We start from the raw sequence: 18,328 nt of genomic DNA, 5'->3' as shown, positions 1-18,328 counted from the left end.
GGGTCATCGTACTCGGACTAGAGCGCGCTAGTAGAGCGCGCCAGGAAAGTCTTCTGCGACAGCTACCCCGGAGTCTCCGGAGCGAAGGGAAACCAGCGTTATGCCGTTCGAAGTGCTGACCATCGGCCGGGTGGGAGTGGATGTGTATCCGCTCCAGACGGGGGTGGGGCTGGCGGAGGTCACGTCGTTCGGCAAGTACCTGGGCGGCAGCCCGACGAATGTGGCGGTGGCGGCCGCCCGCTACGGCCGGTCGTCGGCTGTGATCACCAAGACGGGCCGGGATCCGTTCGGGGACTTCGTGCGCACCGCGCTGGCGGGTTACGGCGTGGATGCCCGGTTCGTGGGTACGTCGGAGATCGCGCCGACGCCGGTGACGTTCTGCGAGATCCTCCCGCCGGACGACTTCCCGCTGTACTTCTACCGCCTTCCCAAGGCCCCCGACCTGGACATCCGGCCGGAGGAACTGGAGCTGGGCGCGGTGCGGGACGCGGCGATCTTCTGGTTCACGGGCACCGGGCTGAGCGAGGAGCCGAGCCGGTCGGCCACGCTGGCGGCGCTGGAGCACCGGGCCCGGGCGGGCATCACGGTGTTCGACCTGGACTGGCGGCCGATGTTCTGGGCGAACCCGGACGAGGCGCGTACGCAATACGCCGAGGCACTGCGGCACACTACGGTCGCGGTCGGCAACCTCGACGAGTGCGAGGTGGCCACCGGTGAGCGCGAGCCGTACGCCGCCGCGAAGGCGCTGCTGGCGGCCGGGGTGGAGCTGGCCGTGGTCAAGCAGGGCCCCAAGGGTGTGCTGGCGATGGACCGGGACGGGTCGGTGGCCGAGATCCCGCCGGTTCCGGTGGACGTGGTCAACGGGCTCGGCGCCGGGGACGCGTTCGGCGGGGCGCTGTGCCATGGGCTGCTGTCCGGCTGGGACACCCGCCGCACGGTCACCTTCGCCAACGCCGCCGGGGCGATCGTCGCGGGCCGGCTGTCCTGCTCCGACGCCATGCCCACCGAGGCCGAGGTGACCGCGGAACTCCAGGCCGCCAACTCCGACGACTCCCAGCGAGAGGTGTGACGACGTGCTGTCCGACAACGTGAGCCGGATCGTGGCCGCCCGGGTGGGCGACCCCGGCGCCATCGCGGCCGCCGCCGCCCGCCGAATCAAGGCCACCTCGCTGCTCGGCGAGCACGGCAAAGCGATGATCATCGCCGCGGACCACCCGGCGCGCGGAGCCAACGGCGTGGGCGGCGACCCCAACGCCATGGCCGACCGTTCCGAGTTGCTCGACCGCCTGTGCATCGCCCTGGAGCGTCCCGGTGTGACCGGTGTACTGGGGACCGCCGACATCCTGGAGGACCTGCTGCTGCTCGGTGTCCTGGACGGCAAGTCCGTCTTCGGCTCCATGAACCGCGGCGGCCTCGCCGGGTCGTCGTTCGAGATCGACGACCGGTTCACCGGCTACGACGCCGCAACCATCGCCGCGATGGGCTTCGACGGCGGCAAGACCCTGACCCGCATCGCCCTGCACGACCCGGCGACGCCCTCTGTTCTGGTCGACACCGCACAGGCCGTCAACGAGCTCAACGACCGCCACCTGATCGCGATGATCGAACCGTTTCTCTCGGTGTGGGAGAACGGGAAGATCCGCAACGACCTGTCCACGGACGCCGTCATCAAGTCGGTCACCATCGCGTCGGGGCTGGGCCGCCGCACCGCCTACACCTGGCTGAAGCTGCCCGTGGTCGAGGACATGGAGCGGGTCCTGGCCTCCTCGACGCTGCCCGCCCTCCTGCTCGGTGGCGAGGTCAAGGATGCCGACGCGGCCTTCGCCTCCTGGGGCAAGGCACTGAAGCAGCCCACCGCGCAGGGCCTGGTCGTGGGCCGCTCCCTGCTCTACCCCGCAGGCGGTGACGTCGCCGGCGCCGTCGACAAGGCGGTGAGCCTGCTGTGACCTCCGCGAACAAGTACCACCTCCCCAAGGGCAGTTCGGCCGACGGCCCGTACGACCTTCTGGTCACGCCCGAGTCGGCGGGCTGGGGATACTCCGGCCTCAGGATCCTGGCCCTGAAGCCGGGCGAGGCACACGCCCTGTCCACCGGAGATTCCGAGTTCCTGGTCCTGCCCCTGACCGGCGGCTGCACCGTCGCCGTCGACGGACAGACCTTCCAACTCGACGGCCGCGCAGGGGTGTTCACCTCGGTCACCGACTTCGCGTACCTCCCCCGCGAGTCGGCGGCCGTGATCAGCAGTGCGTCCGGCGGGAGGTACGCGCTGCCCTCCGCCCGTACCGAGCGGAACGGCTTCCCCGCTCGGTACGGGCGCAAGGAGAACGTGCCCGTCGAGTTGCGGGGCGCGGGAGCCTGCTCGCGGCAGGTCAACAACTACTGCCTGCCCGGCACGTTCGACGCAGATCAGCTGCTGGTGTGCGAGGTGCTGACACCCGGCGGCAACTGGTCGTCGTACCCGCCGCACAAGCACGACGAGGCCCGCTCGGGGATCGAATCCGCACTCGAGGAAATCTACTACTTCGAGGTCGCGGGCGAGGACGGCTTCGGTTACCAGCGGGTCTACGGCACTCCCGAGCGGCCCATCGACGTACTCGCCGAGATCCGCACCGGCGACACCGTGCTGATCCCGCACGGCTGGCACGGGCCCTCCATCGCCGCCCCCGGCTACGACCTCTACTACCTCAACGTCATGGCCGGCCCCGGACAGGACCGCGCCTGGCTGATCTGCGACGACCCGGCACACGGGTGGGTGCGTACGACGTGGGACTCCCAGGAGACGGACCCGCGCCTCCCCTTCGGTGCCAAGGAGAACGACCGATGACCGAGACCACCGTCCGCCTCACCACCGCTCAGGCCCTGGTGCGTTTCCTGGCCAGCCAGTACAGCGAGCGCGACGGCCAGGAGCAGCGCCTCATCCCCGGCGTGTGGGGCATCTTCGGGCACGGCAACGTGGCCGGCATCGGCCAAGCGCTGTTGCAGGCGGCTGTGACGCAAGAGGCCGATCTCCCGTACTACTTGGCCCGCAACGAGCAGGGCATGGTCCACGCGTCCGTGGCGTACGCGAAGATGCGCGACCGGCTGGCCGCCTTCGCCTGCACCGCGTCGACCGGGCCGGGCTCCACCAACATGATCACGGGTGCGGCGCTCGCGACCACCAACCGGCTGCCGGTGCTGCTGCTGCCCTCCGACATGTTCGCCACCCGCGCCGCGGATCCAGTGCTGCAGCAGCTGGAGGACACCCGAGGCGGCGACGTCACCGTCAACGACGCCTTCCGCGCCGTCTCCAAGTACTTCGACCGCATCCAGCGGCCCGAGCAGCTCATCCCCGCCGCGCTGGCGGCGATGCGGGTGCTCACCGACCCGGTCGAGACCGGCGCGGTGACGTTGGCGCTGCCGCAGGACGTACAGGCCGAGGCCTACGACTGGCCCGTCTCCTTCTTCCGCCGCCGGGTCTGGCACATCGGCCGCCCGGTGCCCGAACCGGCCGCCGTCCAGCGGGCCGCCCGCCTGCTGCGCAACGCCAAGAAGCCGCTGATCGTGGCCGGCGGCGGTGCCGTCTACTCCGGGGCGGAGACTGCGCTCCGCGCGTTCGCCGAGGCGACCGGCATCCCGGTCGCCGACACCCACGCCGGCAAGGGCGCCGTTCCCTGGGACCACCCCTACGCGGTGGGCGGCATCGGCTCGACCGGCTCGTATGCGGCGAATGAACTGGCCCGTGAGGCCGATGTCGTCCTGGGTATCGGCACCCGCTACTCCGACTTCACGACGGCCAGCCACACCGTCTTCGGCAACCCGGCCGTCACCTTCGTCAACCTCAACGTCGCCCGCCTCGACGCCGTCAAGCACTCCGCCGAACCCGTTGTCGCCGACGCCCGCCTCGGCACCCAAGCCCTCGCCGGAGCACTCGCCGACTGGGAGGTGGAGCAGGAATACCGGGACCGCACCCGTCAACTCATCACCCGCACAAGGGAGATCGAGGACCAGTGCTTCAACGTCGACCACGGCCCGCTGCCCGCCCAGACCGAGATCCTCGGCGCGCTCAACGACGTCCTCGACGACCGCGCGGTCGTCATCAACGCGGCCGGGTCCATGCCGGGCGACCTGCAGCAGCTGTGGCGGGCGAGGGATCCGAAGGCCTACCACGTCGAGTACGCCTACTCCTGCATGGGCTACGAGGTCGCCGCCGGCGTCGGCGCCAAGATGGCCGACCCCACCCGCGAGGTCGTCGTCCTGGTCGGCGACGGCTCCTACCTGATGATGGCCCAGGAAATCGTGACCATGGTCTCCGAGGGCCTCAAGGTCATCATCGTCCTGGTCCAAAACCACGGCTTCGCCTCCATCGGCGCCCTCTCCGAATCCCTCGGCAGCCAGCGCTTCGGCACCAAGTACCGCTACCGCAACGGCACTTCGGGCCAGCTGGACGGCGAGATCCTCCCGGTCGACCTCGCCGCCAACGCCTCCAGCCTGGGCGCCGACGTCCTGCACGCCACCTCCGTCGAGGCGTTCCGCAGCGCGATGGAGAAGGCCCAGGCCGCCACCCGCACCACGGTCGTGCACGTCGAGACCGACCTCTACGGCCCCAACCCACCCGGCCACGGCTGGTGGGACGTCCCCGTCAGCCAGACCTCCGCTCTCGAGTCCACTCGGGCCGCCTACGAGACCTACGCCGCGAACAAGCAGTCCCAGCGCCACTACCTGTAAGTCCCGTCCCCGCAAAGGAAAACCCTCATCGTGAACACCATTCCCCACTGGATCAGCGGCTCTCCGGTCGCCGGTACCGACACCGCTCCGGTGTTCAACCCGGCCACCGGCCAGGAGCAGGCTCGCGTCGTGCTCGGCGGTGCCGCCGACGTGGATGCGGCCGTCACCGCCGCCGCGAAGGCCTTCGAGACCTGGTCGGAGTCGTCGCTGACCCAGCGCACCCAGGTCATGTTCAACCTCCGCCAACTCCTGGTGGAGCACGAGGAAGAGCTCGGCCGGATCATCTCCGCCGAACACGGCAAGACCGTCGACGACGCCCGCGGCGAAATCACCCGCGGCCGCGAAGTCGTCGAATACGCCTGCGGCCTCGGCGACATCCTCAAGGGCTCCTTCTCCGACCAGGTCTCCCGCGGCGTGGACGTGCACAACTTCCGCCAGCCCCTCGGCGTCGTCGCCGGCATCACCCCCTTCAACTTCCCGGCGATGGTGCCTCTGTGGATGCACCCCATCGCCATCGCCACCGGCAACACCTTCATCCTCAAGCCGTCCGAACGCGACCCCTCCGCCGCCAACTTCATCGCCGACCTCTACCAGCAGGCCGGCCTGCCGGACGGCGTATTCAACGTCGTGCACGGCGGCAAGGACGCGGTCGACGCGATCCTCACCCACCCCGGCATCCAGGCCGTCTCCTTCGTGGGATCGACTCCGATCGCCAAGTACGTGCACGAGCAGGCCACTTCGCACGGCAAGCGGGTCCAGGCCCTGGGCGGCGCCAAGAACCACGCCGTCGTCCTGCCCGACGCCGACCTCGAATTCGCCGCCAACCACATCACCGCCGGCGCCTACGGCTCCGCCGGTGAGCGCTGCATGGCCGTATCGGTGGCGGTCGCGGTCGGCGACGCCGCCGACGCCCTCGTCGAGGTGCTGGAGCGCAAGGCCCACGAGGTCAAGGTCGGCCCCGGCGACCAGCCCGGCACCGAAATGGGCCCCCTGGTCACCAAGGCCGCCCAGGAACGCGTCGAAAACGCCGTCGGCACAGCGGCCGCGCAGGGCGCCACCGTCGTCGTCGACGGCCGCGGCCTGAAAATCGACGGCCACGAGGAGGGCTTCTTCACCGGCCCGTCCCTCCTGGACCACGTCACCACGGAAATGGCTGCCTACAAGGAGGAGCTGTTCGGCCCGGTCCTGGCCATCGTCCGCGCCGACTCCCTGGACCAGGCCATCGACCTCATCAACGCCAACCCCTACGGCAACGGCACCGCCCTGTTCACCGCCTCCGGTGAAGCCGCCCGCCGCTTCCAGCGGCGCATCAAGGTCGGCATGATCGGCATCAACGTGCCGGTGCCCGTGCCGATGTCGTACTACTCCTTCGGCGGCTGGAAGGACTCCCTCATCGGCGACAACCCCATCCACGGCCCCGAAGGCATCCGCTTCTACACCCGCCCCAAGGTCGTCACCACCCGCTGGCCCCAGCCCACCCAGCAGATCAACGCCGGCTTCAACTTCCCCACCTCCAGCTGAGATCTCCGGTTCCCACTCCCTTTCTCCCTTTAGGAGACACCATGGCAACGGCGCCATCCCCCCTCCGCACCGTCGCAGGCAACCTCTGCCTGGGCTCCGCTCCCGACTCCTGGGGCATCTGGTTCCCCGAGGACGAGCACCAGGTGTCGTACACCCGCTTCCTGGACGAGCTGGCCGAAGCCGGCTACCAGTGGCTGGAGTTGGGCCCGTACGGCTACCTGCCCACCGATCCGCAGCGCCTGAAGGACGAGCTCGACGCCCGCGGCCTGCAGGTCTCCGGCGGCACCGCCTTCGGCGCGCTGCACCGCCCCGAGGCCTGGGACGACATGCTCGCCCATACCCGTCAGGTCGCCACCCTCACAGCTGCCGCCGACGCCCACCACCTCGTCTTCATCCCGCCCATGTACCGGGACGAGAAGACCGGCGCGTTCACCGAGTCCCCCGAGCTCACTGCCGAGCAGTGGGCCGGCTTCGGCCGCAACGCGGACCGGCTCGGCAAGCTGCTGCTCGACGAGTACGACGTGCGCCTCGTCATCCATCCGCACGCCGACAGCCACATCCAGACCCAGCCGGAGATCGAGCGGCTGCTGAACGAGTCCGACTCCCGGTACACCAACCTGTGCCTGGACACCGGGCATGTGGCCTACGGCGGCGGCGACAACCTCGACCTCATCCGTCGCTTCGGCGAGCGCGTCGGCTACGTCCACATCAAGCAGATGGACCCCGCCATACTCGCCCAGGTCGCCGCCGAGGACCTGTCCTTCGGTGAGGCGGTGAAGCGTGGGGTGTGCGTCTCCCCGCCGGCGGGGGTGCCCAACCCGGCCGACGTGGTGGGTGAACTCGCCAAGCTGGACGCCGAGTTGTTCGTGATCGTCGAGCAGGACCTGTACCCGTGCGCGCCCGAGGTTCCGCTGCCCATCGCGGTGAGCACGCGTGAGCATCTGGCCGGATGCGGTCTGTCCGGTACCCGGCGCCCGAACATCGACGACTAGGAGGCGGCCATGGACGTCAGGGACGACGCGACTCAGGCCTCCGCCCGGCCGGCGACCCTCACGGACACCCCGTCAGGGGCGGTCTCGCGGCGGCTGCGGCTCATCACCATCATCGCCACCTTCGGCGGGCTGCTCTTCGGCTACGACACAGGTGTCATCAACGGCGCGCTGCCGTACATGAGCGACGACCTCGGCCTCACCGCGGTCACCGAGGGCATGGTCACCAGTTCGCTGTTGCTCGGTGCCGCGCTCGGCGCGGTGGCCGGCGGGCGGCTCTCGGACGCGCGCGGCAGGCGCCGTACGATCCTCACGCTCGCCGTGCTGTTCTTCGTGGGCGCGCTGGGTGCCACCCTTGCCCCCACCACGGCGGTCATGATCGTGGCGCGCTTCGTGCTGGGCCTGGCGGTCGGCGGCGCGTCGGTGACGGTGCCGGTGTACCTCGCGGAGATCTCGCCGGCCGAGCGGCGTGGTGCGCTGGTCACCCGTAACGAGCTGATGATCGTCAGCGGGCAGCTGCTCGCCTTCACCTCCAACGCGATCATCGCCAACGTGGGCGGCGAGTCCGGGGGCATCTGGCGCTGGATGCTGGTCATCGCGACCATTCCGGCCGTGGTGCTCTGGTTCGGCATGCTGGTGATGCCGGAGAGCCCGCGCTGGCTGGCCTCCAAGACCCGCTTCAACGAGGCTCTGGAGGTCCTCAAGCAGGTGCGGTCCGAGCAGCGTGCCCAGGCCGAACTCGCCGAGGTCTCCGCGCTCGCCGTGAAGGAGGAAGCGGAGAAGCTGGGCGGCTGGCAGGACATGCGGGCCACGCCGTGGGTGCGCAAGCTGATGTTCGTGGGCTTCGGCATCGCGATCGTGCAGCAGATCACCGGCGTGAACACGATCATGTACTACGGCACGCAGATCCTCACCGATGCCGGTTTCGCCGCCGACAGCGCACTGACGGCGAACATCGCCAACGGTGTGATCTCGGTGCTTGCCACCTTCGTCGGGATCTGGCTGCTGAGCCGGGTCAACCGCCGTCCGATGCTGATGACCGGTCAGATCGGCACGACGGCCGCGCTGTTGCTGATCGGTGTCTTCTCCCTGGTACTGCCCTCGGGCGACGGCCGGGCGTTCGCGGTGCTCGCCATGACCGTCACCTTCCTCGCCTTCCAGCAGGGGGCGATCTCGCCGGTGACCTGGCTGATGCTGTCGGAGATCTTCCCGATGCGGATGCGCGGCTTCGGGATGGGCGTCGCGGCCGTAGTGCTGTGGCTGACCAACTTCGTGATCGGTCTGGTCTTCCCGTCCCTGGTGTCGGCGATCGGGATCTCCAACACCTTCTTCCTGTTCGTGGTGGCAGGGATCTTCTCCTTCATCTTCGTGAAGCTCTACGTCCCCGAGACCAAGGGCCGCACCCTCGAGACGCTCGAAGCCGAACTCCGGGCGCGCTTCTCCTGAAAATCCCTCCGTCCCCGGGCCGACGGCTGCCCGGGGACCGCAGAAAGGACCACCTCCCATGACTGTGCGCGTAGGCGTCATCGGCGCCGGCTGGATCGGCAAGGAGCACATCCGGCGCCTCACTCACACCGTCACCGGCGCCCGGGTCACCGCGGTCACCGACATCGACGCCGCCCGTGCCGCCCAGGCGGCGGAGCCGGTCGGTGCCCGGGTGCTGCCCGACGGTGCGGCCGTGGTCGCGGCGGACGACGTGGACGCCGTCCTCGTGACGTCCTGGGGCCCGACCCACGCCGAGCACGTGCTGAACGCGATCGCCGCCGGAAAGCCGGTGTTCTGCGAGAAGCCCCTGGCGACCACCGCCGAGGACTGCCTGAAGATCGTCGAGGCGGAGACGGCCCACGGCCGCCGCCTGGTGCAGGTCGGCTTCATGCGCCGCTACGACCTCGGCTACCGGCAGATGAAGCAGGTCATCGACGCCGGCCGGATCGGTGAGCCGCTGATCGTGCACTGCGCCCACCGCAACCCCACCGTCCCGGAGTCCTACACCTCCGGCATGGCCGCCCTGGACACGGCGGTGCACGAGGTGGACGTGCTGCGCTGGCTGCTCGACGACGAGATCGTCTCCACCCAGGTGATCACTCCGCGTGCCACGAGCAAGCGGTTCGAGCATCTCAGGGACCCGCAGATCATGCTGTTCGAGACCGCCAAGGGTGTCCGTATCGATCTCGAGGTCTTCGTCAACTGCCAGTACGGCTACGACATCCAGTGCGAGGCGGTGGGCGAGGAGGGTCTCGTACGGCTGCCCGACCCCGCCGCGGTCGGCGTACGCACGGCCGGACAGCACAGCACGGAGGTGCTGACGGACTGGGTGGGGCGCTTCGCGGAGGCCTTCGACACCGAGTTCCGCGAGTGGATCGCCCATCTCGCCGCCGGCAATGAGCCCACCGGCCCCTCGGCCTGGGACGGCTACGCCGCGACCGTCATCACCAGCGCGACCGTCGAGGCCCTGGAGTCGGGCCGTGTGGTCGCCACTGACCTCAAGCCCCGCCCTGTCTTCTACGGAGGTGCCGCGTGAAGATCGCCCTCGACCCGTACATGTTCCGTGCGCTGTCGATCGACGACATGGTGCGTACGGTCGCCGAACTCGGCTACGAGTACATCGAGTTGTCGCCGCGTGACGACTTCATGCCGTTCTTCCTGCACCCGCGCGCGGACGACGAGCGCATCGCAGAGCTGAAGAACTCCCTGCGCACGCACGGCGTGCAGCTCTCCTCCGTGCTGCCGCTGTACAAGTGGTCGTCGCCGGAGGAGACCGAGCGGCAGGCCGCGGTCCGCTACTGGAAGCGGATGATCGAGATAACGGCCGACCTGGAATGTCCGCTGATGAACTCGGAGTTCAACGGGCGCCCCGAGCGCGCCGCGGAGAGCGAGGCCGCCTTCTGGCGCTCGCTGGAGGAGTTGCTGCCGCTGTTCGAGCGGGAGGGCATCGCCCTGAATCTGGAGGCCCACCCGGACGACTTCTGCGAGGAGAACACCCCGGCGGTCGACCTCGTCCGCGCGATCAACAAGCCTTGGGTGAACTACCTCTACTGCGCACCGCACTCCTTCCACCTCTCTGGCACCGACCCGACGGCGGACATCGCGGCGATGATGCGCTACGCCGGGGACAAGCTGCAGCACGTGCACATCGCGGACTCCTTCAACCACAAGGGGTCCAGCGGTCTGCGCTACATCCTCAACCCGCCCGGCACCGCGGCCCGGATCCACCAGCATCTCGACATCGGCCAGGGTGAGGTCGACTGGGACGCGTTCTTCGGCACGCTGCGCGAACTGAACTTCGACGGCGTCGCCACGGCATGCGTCTTCGCCTGGGAGGAACGCGCCAAGGACTCCTCGGCCTTCATGCTCGACCGCATCACCAAGGAACTCATCGCGTGACCCGCTGCCCCACCTGGCGGGCCTGACCCGCGCCACGGGGTTCGGGGGCCGGGCGTTCTCCGGCACCGGCCAGCCAAGTGCCGGCCGGAGGACGCCCGGCCTCGCGGCCTTCTCCCCGGGTTGCCTGACCCGGCCCGCTCTCCCTCGGCCGAAGGGCTGACCGTTCGCCGGGATACGGCCCTTCCCCCCGTCCCATCACCGGCCATTGGGCCGAAGCCCCCGCTCCCCTCCCTCCGCGATGGTTGATCTGTCCCAGTCGACCAGCGAGGAGCGCCCCCCTCTCATGCGCCACAACCAACGAATCGCCATCGCCGCCGGTGTCGGGCTCGCCGCCACGCTCGCCGTGCCCGTCGGCTCCGCCCATGCGATCAGCGGCGGCCAGGCCGCATCCCCCGCGCCCTGGGCCGTGCAGGTCTACAACAACGGGCGTTTCGCCTGTACGGGCACGATGCTCACCAACCGTTGGGTGCTCACCGCCTATCACTGCTACGACGACGAGCCGGGGAGGATGTCGGTCCGGGTGGGTTCCGTCCGGATCGGGCACGGCAGCAAGGCCGACGTGACGAAGATCCGGCACATGGAGACGGACGGCGTCGACGACGTGGCGCTGTTCCGGCTGGCCAAGCCGGTCAAGGCGCCGCACATCAGGCTCGCGGACCTCGACCCGCGCAAGGGTGCCGTCGTGAACATCTACGGCTACGGCTCGTTCGGCAAGCACCCGAAGAACCTGCGGAAGGCCACCGTCCGCGTGACCGGCGTCAAGCACGACGACATCATCGGCCGGGCCATCTGGACCAAGAAGCTCAGCGGTGACACCGAGCCGGGCGACTCCGGCGGTCCCGCCTTCTACAAGGGCAAGCAGGTCGGCGTGCTGTTCGGGCCGAACGAGTACAGCAGTGTCGCCTCGCACCGTGCCTGGATCAAGAAGGTCACCGGGGTCTGAGCCCCTGCGACTGCGGCTTCCGATCGGGCTCCGGTCCCGGCTTCACCGTCGTACGCCACAGGTCCTGAGCCTGGGCCGCCACCCCGGGTGCGGCGAGCAGCAACGGCTCGTCGTACGCCGGGAGTCGGGGCATCGCCACCGCTCCCGCCTCCGTGGCGATGAGCAGCGCGGGCAGGCCGTCCACCGGGTGGAACTCGCCGATCGCCGCCGCGGCGGCCCGGCCCGCGGCGACCTGGACCAGGGAGAGGGCCGTCGAGCCCATCACCCGTACCGTGCAATGGCGGTCCGCCAGCTTTGCCAGCAGGGCGTCCATGCCGGGCCAGTGGGCGTGCGCCGCCCATTCCGTCATGAACACGTGGCCCGTGAGTGTCCGGTGGCCCGCGGCCCGGATCGGAGTCCCGTTGAGGTGCGCTCCCCCGCCCAGGGCCGCGGTGAACACCTCGCCCCGCCACGGGTCGGCCACGACTCCCAGCAGGGGGCTGCCGTCCGGCGCCGCCAGGCCCAGCGAGAAGGAGCACCAGCCGAGCCCATGGGCGTAGTTGGTGGTGCCGTCGACGGGGTCGATCACCCAGTGCGGCGCACCCGGCGTCCCCTCCTGCGTGCCGTACTCCTCACCGTGGATCCCCCAGTCGGGGAACTCCCGCCGCAGCACGGCCCGTACGTGTGTCTCGACCTTCTCGTCGGTGTCCGTGACGATGTCCGCGGGACTCGCCTTCTCCCGGACCGGGCCGGTGGGGCCGGCGCCAGTGCCGCTTGTGCCGCGGATCGTCTCGCACGCCCACCCGGCCAGTTCCACGGCCACCTGCAGAGCACGCTCGAGCTCATGCTCGGTCACAACTCGCCCTCCCGATCACGTCGTCGCAGATACCTGGGGCGGGGTCAGGCGTCCTCGACCGTGGCGGTTACGGGTGTGCCGGTCTCGACGGTGCGGCTGACCGTGCAGAGCCGGTCGTGGGAGGTTTTGACCGCCCGGGGGAGAATTGCCCGGGCCCGGTCCGCGCCCTCGCCGTCCGGGAAGGTGACGGAGAAGGTGACCTCGAGGTCGGTCATCCGGTTGCCGAGTTCGTCACTGATCTTGTTGCCGGTCACCGCGACGGAGAACCTGGTCGGCTCCGCGTGGCGGCTGGTGGCGATGTCGACGTCGATCGCCGTGCAGCCTCCGAGGGCGGCGAGCAGCAACTCGACCGGGGTGAATTCGGCCTCCCCGTGGGGTTCGGAACCGGTCCCGAAGCTGATCGTGCCGCCGCGTGCGTTCGTCGCGACGAAGTGTCCGGTGCTGGTTCGCTCGACATTGACGGAGCGCAGGGAGTCTTCGGTCATGGCGACGACACTAAGCGCTGTGCGGGTTGTGCGCCGATGTGCCGTGGATCGTCTGCGGTCCATCATGATCTGCAGGGCGGCCGGGAAGAGGGAGCTGTCCTTCTTCCCGACCGCCCTGTGGGTGGTGGCAGCCGTGCCGCCGATGGTCAGACGCAGAGGAGGACGATCAGGCCGTTGCACTCGTTGTCGCCATCGTCATGACCACCACCACGGCCACGGTGACCTCTTTCGTCACCGTGGCCCTGTGCCGAGATCCGCTCGGCAGCGGTCGTCTTTGCGGTGAGCTGCGCGGCGGGCGTCGCGGCAGCGGCGGAAGCGGCGGTCATCGCCCCGGCCGCGCAGGCGATGCCCAGCACGGCACTCACCGCGAATATTCGCGGAAGGCGGAAAGCGATCTTGTTGGCGCGGCCGGGGCGAGCGGGGTTGGTCCCCTGTGTTGTGTTCATGCAGCCACCTTGCACACCCCTGCGGCCAATTTCGCTCCGAGCGCGGCCGATTGGGTGAGCCACGCGGAATCGGGCCGTTCGCAGTTCCCGCTTCGCTTCCCGAGACCTCCTCCGGAAGGGCCAACTCGCCGTCTGCAGGCCCGATTTGCGTGCCCCGCTCAGGCGGCCGGCATGTCCAGGGGCCGCAGCTCGTCCGCGTACGAGACGGAGATGCGGCGCATCAGGCCGTCCGCGGAGATGTCGTACTGGCCCAGGCGCCACAGCGGCGGAGAGTAGGCGTGGATCGAGACGGCGTCGTCGGTGGCGCCGGTGAGCCGGTGGATGTGCTCGGGGCCGAAGCAGAACGATGTGCCGGCGTCGACGGTGACGCGCAGATGGCTGCCGCCGATGCGCGGGGTGGACTCGTCGAGTGCGCCCTGTACGACGCTGACGGCGCCGGCGGAGAGGTCGTGGTCGTGCCAGCCGGTGTCGTTCTGCCGGGTCCAGCACAGCAGCCAGACGTCGACGTATGCGTCGCGGTACAGGGATGCGTAGTGCCGCTCGTGGTCGGAAAAGGCCACGTGTGCGCGCCAGAGGTCCGGGCGGGCGGCGAGGTCCGTCACGAGTGCCTGGAGTTCGCGCTTGTCGAGGGTCCGCTCGGGCAGGGACTCGTACGTCATGGGTGGCTCCTTTCGGGGCTGCGTGGGGCACGGGGCACGGTGGTTCAGGTGCGGCCGTGCAGCAGGCGGGCGGGGTTGGCGGTGCGCAGGGCGTGGACGGCGGCGTCCGCGCCGAGGTCGGGGACGACGGGCGGTGCGTAGGGGCGGTCGCTGCCGCTGACGATCACGTCGATGCCGACGGCACGGACGAGTGCGTCGACGGCCCGGGTGCCGTAGGACGAGGTCTCGTAGAACACGTCGAAGTCGATCTCGCCGCGTCCGCCGCCTCGCGCGGCGAGCCGTTCGCCGTGCAGGGGCGCGAGGCCCGCGAGGGCCGCGAAGCAGACGCGCAGGGCCGGGTGGCGGGCGCGGCCGAAGGCGCGGAAGGCGAACCACGAGGCGTGCATCTGCTGCACGTACGGGACCAGGGCCGGCCACCACGGCGGGGTGCCGTGGGCGGGTGGGGCCGCGCCGGGATGGACGAAGAGGGGCTTGTCGTGGCGGGTGAGGACGTCGAGGAGGGGTGCGCAGTGCGCCCAGCCCGCCGCGTCGAGGAGGGCGGTTGCGGGGAGTTGGAGGCCGACGCAGCCGCGGCGCAGTTCGCGTTCCACCTCCTCGGGGTCCGGTGCCGACAGGCACGGGGAGGCCCAGACGGCGAAGGGGGCCGGTAGGGCGAGGGCACCGTCGTGGAACGCGGTCAGCAGGGGGGCGGCCTCGGCGGGCGGCAGGTGCTCGATACCGAGGGGGCTGGAGAGGGACACCAGGGCCAGGTCGAGGCCGTCGGTGGCGGCGAGGCGGGTGCGGGCCGCGATGTCGTGGTCGGCCGGGTCGACTGCGTAGGGCGGTTCGCCGGTCAGGTGCAGGGTCCAGCCGCTCAGGTACGGGGGTGTCGTGCGGGAGCGCAGCAGCTCGATGAGGGCGGGCGGCCAGATGTGTTGGTGGACGTCGGTGGGCACGCGGCGATCCTCGCTGAGGAGTGTGCTGTCACGCATTGTTAAGCGTTTCACTGATACGGTTAACTTAACCGCTTAACAAGGGGATGTGTCAACGGTGTCCGGACTGTGGACGGGGCGGTGCGACCACAACGCGGACGCGCCCCGGTAGGCTTCCGGCATGGCCAGGCCCAACAAGCGCACCACCCTCCGGGAGGTGGCCGAGGCCACGGGCCTCTCCACCGCAGCCGTCTCCTATGCCCTGCGCGGCAAACACGTCTCCAAGGAGACCGAGGAACGGGTGCGCAAGGCCGCGGCCGAGCTGGGCTACGAGGCCGATCCCATCGCCCGCGCCCTGGCCAGCGGCCGCACCAGCATGGTCGGCGTCCTCGCGGGCGACCTGCAGGACCTGTGGCAGCAGCAGCTGATGGCGGCCATCGGCCGGGAACTGCTGGCCGGCGACCGCTACGCCCTGATCCTGGACGCGGGCGGCGACCCCGACCGCGAGCTTGTTCTCGCCAAGCAGCTGCGCGATCAGCGGGTCGACGCGCTGCTGGTGTCGCCCGTGGACCCGTCCGCGAAGGGCTGGGCCGCGATCGCGGACGCGCTGCCGGTGGTGGCCGTCGGCGACTCCCTGAGCCGGGCCCGCACCGCCGGCCAGGTCATCTTCGACAACCGGGCCGGCATCGACGCCGTACTGGAGTATCTGCACGGGCTCGGCCACCGCCGGGTGACCGTCCTGACCCCGACCCGGCCGAGCACACCGGACCGGCCGGCCGACGTGTACGTGGGCGAGGCGGCCGACCGGCTCGGGCTGCGGGCCGAACTGGTGCCCTGTCCGCAGGAGTTGGGCGAGGCGACGGCGGTGGCGCGCCGGGTGCTGCAGGGTGCGCACTCGCCGACGGCCGTGTTCTGCTTCTCGGACTCGCTGGCGTACGGGGTGTATGCGGCCGCGGCGGAGGACTCCCTGGAAGTGGGCCGGGACGTCTCCGTGGTCGGCTTCGACGACCATCCGGTGTCGCGGGTGCTCACGCCGCCGCTGACCACGGTGGACTGGGGGCTGAGCGAGATCGCGGCCGAGGCGGCCCGGCTGACGGTTGCGGCGATCGAGGGGAAGCGGGTGCGGAAGAAGCGGGTGCTGTGTGCGCCGCGGATGCGGGAGCGCGGGTCGACCGTGCGGGCATGAACTCCGGATGAACCGAAGATAGACTCACGCGGCATGACCGCCTCACACCCGTATCTGCGCTACGTCGCGATCGGCGACAGTCTGACGGAGGGCATCGGGGATCCGGGTCCGGCGGGCGGGCACCGCGGCTGGGCCGACCGGTTCGCCGAGGTCCTCGCGCAGGCGCAACCGGGTCTCACCTACGCCAACCTCGCCATCCGCGGAAAGACCAGCACACAGATCAGGGCCGATCAGCTCGGCCCCGCTCTCGCACTGGAGCCGGACCTGGTGACAGTGACGGCGGGCATGAACGATGTCGTACGGCCGCGTTATGACCCCGAGGCGGTTGCCGCGAACATCGAGGAGACGTTCGCCCGGCTGACCGCGTCGGGCGCGCGCGTCGCCACCATGACCTTCCCGGACCTGGGCAAGGTGTCACCGGTCGCGCGCCGGGTACGGCCCCGCATCGTCGACCTCAACGCGCGTCTGCGGGTCCTCGCGGCACGGCACGGGGTTGCCGTCCTGGACGTCTTCCCGCATCCGTTCACGGCCGACCCGCGGCTGTGGAGCGACGACCGCCTGCACGCGAGTCCGATCGGGCACGCCCGGATCGCCGCCGGCATGGCCCACACGCTGGGACTGCCGGGCCACGACGACTGGGCCGAGCCCCTGCCTCCGCTGTCCCCGGTGCCGGTGCTGCGGGCCGTGGGGGCCGATGTGCGCTGGGCCGTGGACCACGTCGGGCCCTGGCTGTGGCGACGGCTGCGCGGCCATGTGCCGGGAGACGGATTCACGGCGAAGAGACCCGAGCCGAGCCCGGTGACACCGCAGCAGGTGGCCTGAACCGCCCTTGCACCGCCGGGCGTTCGGACGGACAGATGTGCGTACCGGGGCCCGCGACGCCCAGCTGGTCCGCCGGACTGGCCCTAGCGGCGTCCGACGTGGCGGGAGCGTGCGGCCAGGACCGCCACGTCGTCCTCGGTGTGCCCCGCGGCCAGGTGGGCGAGGACGGTGTCCAGGACGCCTTCGACACCGGCCGCGGGCACGAAGCGGATCCGGGCGAGCCGGTCGAGGGACACGTCGATGTCCTCGCCGCGGCGCTCGACGAGTCCGTCGGTGAACATCAGCAGGGTCTGCGCCTCGTCCAGGTCGTACGTGACGGCCTCGTAGCCGCCGAGTCCGGTGCCCAGGGGCGGCCCGACCGGCACCGGCAGCGACGACGTCTCGCCCTGGCCGCTGATCACCACGGGCGGCAGATGACCGGCGCCGGCCAGCGTCATCTGACCGCGGACGGGGTCGACCCTGGCGATCAGGCAGGTGGCCGGCCTTCGGCCCGGTTCGCGCGCGGCGAGGTCGTCGAGCCGGCGCAGGATGCGGTGCGGCGGCAGGTCGGCGGCGGCGAGGGAGCGCAGGTCGGAGCGGTAGGCGGTCATGTCAACGGCGGCCTCCACGCCGTGTCCCATGACGTCACCGACGACGAGCAGGGTGCGTCCGAAGTGCAGCCGGACGGTTTCGCACCAGTCGCCGCCGACGAGGGCGCGCTTGCCCGCGGGCAGGTAGCGGGTGGCCACGTCGAGGTTGGGGTGCGGCCGTCCGGGCTCGGCGCGCAGGGCGCGCTGCAGGTCCGAGGCGGTCCGGCTCACCATGACGTACTCCCGGGCGTGCCGTATGTGCGAGGCGGCGCGTTCCGCCAGGAGACCGAAGACTTCCGCGTCGGTGTGTGCGAAGGGGCTGCCCTCGCGGGCGCAGACGAGGATGCCGTAGCGGTGTTCGCCGGTGGCCAGGGGCACGCAGAGCGCAGGCCGCACCCGGCCGACCTCAGGGTAGGCGATGCGCTGTTCGCCCCAGCCGTCGCCCGGGGGGAACGCCGAGTCACGGGCCACGGCCGTGGCCCACTGGACATCGGGCAGGGTGTTCGCGTCCCCGGCGATCGCCTCATAGCCCGAGACGGTCGCTCTGTCGACCCGCACGACCGCCGCCGTACAGCCGAACCGTCCGGCGACGGCCCGGGTCAGCTCCGCACAGGTGGTTCTCTCGTCGAGGGTCGTGCCGATTCCGGCCAGCACCGTCCGCAGCTCCCCCACCGCGAACGACTCGTCGTCCACCGGGCCGGACGAGTCCGCGCGCCGGGTCGCGTCCTCCGCTGCGTGACCGCGGAGCGAGCGGATCAGCCGCGCGACACCGAACACCCTCAAATCGTGTCAAATCCTGGTACGACCTGCACCGTGCGCCGGGCGGCTCCGGACGGTCACCACAGGCTCCGGCGGGACACCACGACAGGGCCGG

Annotated in this window: 18 protein-coding genes; 12 read left to right on the top strand and 6 right to left on the bottom strand. The window is 70.5% G+C overall.

Annotated elements, in window-relative coordinates; genetic code table 11:
- The first annotated feature begins 100 nt into the window (after positions 1-100).
- The 10 genes from iolC to ACFY10_RS51520 all read left to right on the top strand — a co-directional run bounded on the left by iolC (position 101) and on the right by ACFY10_RS51520 (position 11,541).
- Positions 101-1,069: a 5-dehydro-2-deoxygluconokinase gene (gene iolC / locus ACFY10_RS51565; protein WP_390672365.1), complete on the top strand. Its 969-nt coding sequence runs from the start codon at positions 101-103 to the stop codon at positions 1,067-1,069.
- 4 nt (positions 1,070-1,073) lie between these two features.
- Positions 1,074-1,946, top strand: coding sequence for an aldolase (locus ACFY10_RS51560; RefSeq protein ID WP_390672364.1), 873 nt, complete (start codon positions 1,074-1,076; stop codon positions 1,944-1,946).
- Complete coding sequence (gene iolB, locus ACFY10_RS51555; RefSeq protein ID WP_390672363.1) at positions 1,943-2,824, top strand: 5-deoxy-glucuronate isomerase; 882 nt, start codon at positions 1,943-1,945, stop codon at positions 2,822-2,824. The genes ACFY10_RS51560 and iolB overlap by 4 nt, the downstream gene beginning before the upstream one ends.
- The gene (iolD, locus tag ACFY10_RS51550; protein ID WP_390672362.1) at positions 2,821-4,704 is read left to right on the top strand and encodes a 3D-(3,5/4)-trihydroxycyclohexane-1,2-dione acylhydrolase (decyclizing); all 1,884 of its coding nucleotides are present in this window, start codon (positions 2,821-2,823) and stop codon (positions 4,702-4,704) included. Before iolB ends, iolD begins: the two co-directional genes overlap by 4 nt.
- Positions 4,705-4,734: 30 nt before the next feature.
- Positions 4,735-6,225 carry a CoA-acylating methylmalonate-semialdehyde dehydrogenase gene (locus ACFY10_RS51545; RefSeq protein ID WP_390672361.1) on the top strand — a complete coding sequence of 497 codons (1,491 nt, stop codon included), beginning with the start codon at positions 4,735-4,737 and terminating at the stop codon, positions 6,223-6,225.
- A 41-nt stretch (positions 6,226-6,266) separates the two neighbouring features.
- Positions 6,267-7,217, top strand: a complete 951-nt coding sequence (locus ACFY10_RS51540; protein ID WP_390672360.1) for a TIM barrel protein — start codon at positions 6,267-6,269, stop codon at positions 7,215-7,217.
- Positions 7,218-7,226: 9 nt separating this feature from the next.
- The gene (locus ACFY10_RS51535; protein ID WP_390672359.1) at positions 7,227-8,660 is read left to right on the top strand and encodes a sugar porter family MFS transporter; all 1,434 of its coding nucleotides are present in this window, start codon (positions 7,227-7,229) and stop codon (positions 8,658-8,660) included.
- Positions 8,661-8,718: 58 nt separating this feature from the next.
- Complete coding sequence (locus tag ACFY10_RS51530; protein WP_390672358.1) at positions 8,719-9,735, top strand: Gfo/Idh/MocA family oxidoreductase; 1,017 nt, start codon at positions 8,719-8,721, stop codon at positions 9,733-9,735.
- The gene (locus tag ACFY10_RS51525; protein ID WP_390672357.1) at positions 9,732-10,598 is read left to right on the top strand and encodes a sugar phosphate isomerase/epimerase family protein; all 867 of its coding nucleotides are present in this window, start codon (positions 9,732-9,734) and stop codon (positions 10,596-10,598) included. Before ACFY10_RS51530 ends, ACFY10_RS51525 begins: the two co-directional genes overlap by 4 nt.
- A gap of 283 nt (positions 10,599-10,881) precedes the next feature.
- The gene (locus ACFY10_RS51520) at positions 10,882-11,541 is read left to right on the top strand and encodes a S1 family peptidase (RefSeq protein WP_390672356.1); all 660 of its coding nucleotides are present in this window, start codon (positions 10,882-10,884) and stop codon (positions 11,539-11,541) included.
- On the opposite strand, the gene ACFY10_RS51515 is transcribed toward ACFY10_RS51520, so the two are convergent.
- The 5 genes from ACFY10_RS51515 to ACFY10_RS51495 form a co-directional block, all read right to left on the bottom strand.
- The gene (locus ACFY10_RS51515) at positions 11,528-12,376 is read right to left on the bottom strand and encodes an inositol monophosphatase family protein (protein ID WP_390672355.1); all 849 of its coding nucleotides are present in this window, start codon (positions 12,374-12,376) and stop codon (positions 11,528-11,530) included. The two genes, ACFY10_RS51520 and ACFY10_RS51515, sit on opposite strands and share 14 nt — an antisense overlap.
- Positions 12,377-12,420: 44 nt before the next feature.
- On the bottom strand, positions 12,421-12,861 hold the full coding sequence (locus ACFY10_RS51510; RefSeq protein ID WP_390672354.1) for an OsmC family protein: 441 nt from the start codon (positions 12,859-12,861) through the stop codon (positions 12,421-12,423).
- Positions 12,862-13,007: 146 nt separating this feature from the next.
- Positions 13,008-13,307 (bottom strand): hypothetical protein, encoded by a 300-nt coding sequence (locus tag ACFY10_RS51505; RefSeq protein ID WP_390672353.1) that lies wholly within the window; start codon positions 13,305-13,307, stop codon positions 13,008-13,010.
- Between the two features lie 158 nt (positions 13,308-13,465).
- Positions 13,466-13,966, bottom strand: coding sequence for a cysteine dioxygenase (locus ACFY10_RS51500; RefSeq protein ID WP_390672352.1), 501 nt, complete (start codon positions 13,964-13,966; stop codon positions 13,466-13,468).
- Between the two features lie 44 nt (positions 13,967-14,010).
- Complete coding sequence (locus ACFY10_RS51495) at positions 14,011-14,901, bottom strand: amidohydrolase family protein (RefSeq protein ID WP_390672351.1); 891 nt, start codon at positions 14,899-14,901, stop codon at positions 14,011-14,013.
- Positions 14,902-15,058: 157 nt separating this feature from the next.
- On the opposite strand from ACFY10_RS51495, the gene ACFY10_RS51490 reads away from it, so the two are divergent.
- Both ACFY10_RS51490 and ACFY10_RS51485 read left to right on the top strand, forming a co-directional pair.
- Positions 15,059-16,063 carry a LacI family DNA-binding transcriptional regulator gene (locus tag ACFY10_RS51490; protein ID WP_390672350.1) on the top strand — a complete coding sequence of 335 codons (1,005 nt, stop codon included), beginning with the start codon at positions 15,059-15,061 and terminating at the stop codon, positions 16,061-16,063.
- 33 nt (positions 16,064-16,096) lie between these two features.
- Positions 16,097-16,885 (top strand): SGNH/GDSL hydrolase family protein, encoded by a 789-nt coding sequence (locus tag ACFY10_RS51485; RefSeq protein ID WP_390672349.1) that lies wholly within the window; start codon positions 16,097-16,099, stop codon positions 16,883-16,885.
- 83 nt (positions 16,886-16,968) lie between these two features.
- Here the strand turns inward: ACFY10_RS51485 and ACFY10_RS51480 are convergent, their stop codons facing one another.
- Positions 16,969-18,231, bottom strand: coding sequence for a PP2C family protein-serine/threonine phosphatase (locus ACFY10_RS51480; protein WP_390672348.1), 1,263 nt, complete (start codon positions 18,229-18,231; stop codon positions 16,969-16,971).
- Positions 18,232-18,328: the final 97 nt, after the last annotated feature.

This window comes from Streptomyces sp. NPDC001401, from assembly GCF_042895385.1.
In the GTDB taxonomy this organism is placed as follows: Bacteria; Actinomycetota; Actinomycetes; order Streptomycetales; family Streptomycetaceae; genus Streptomyces.
Note: the sequence above shows the minus strand (reverse complement) of the source record. Positions and strands in the feature narration are given on the sequence as shown.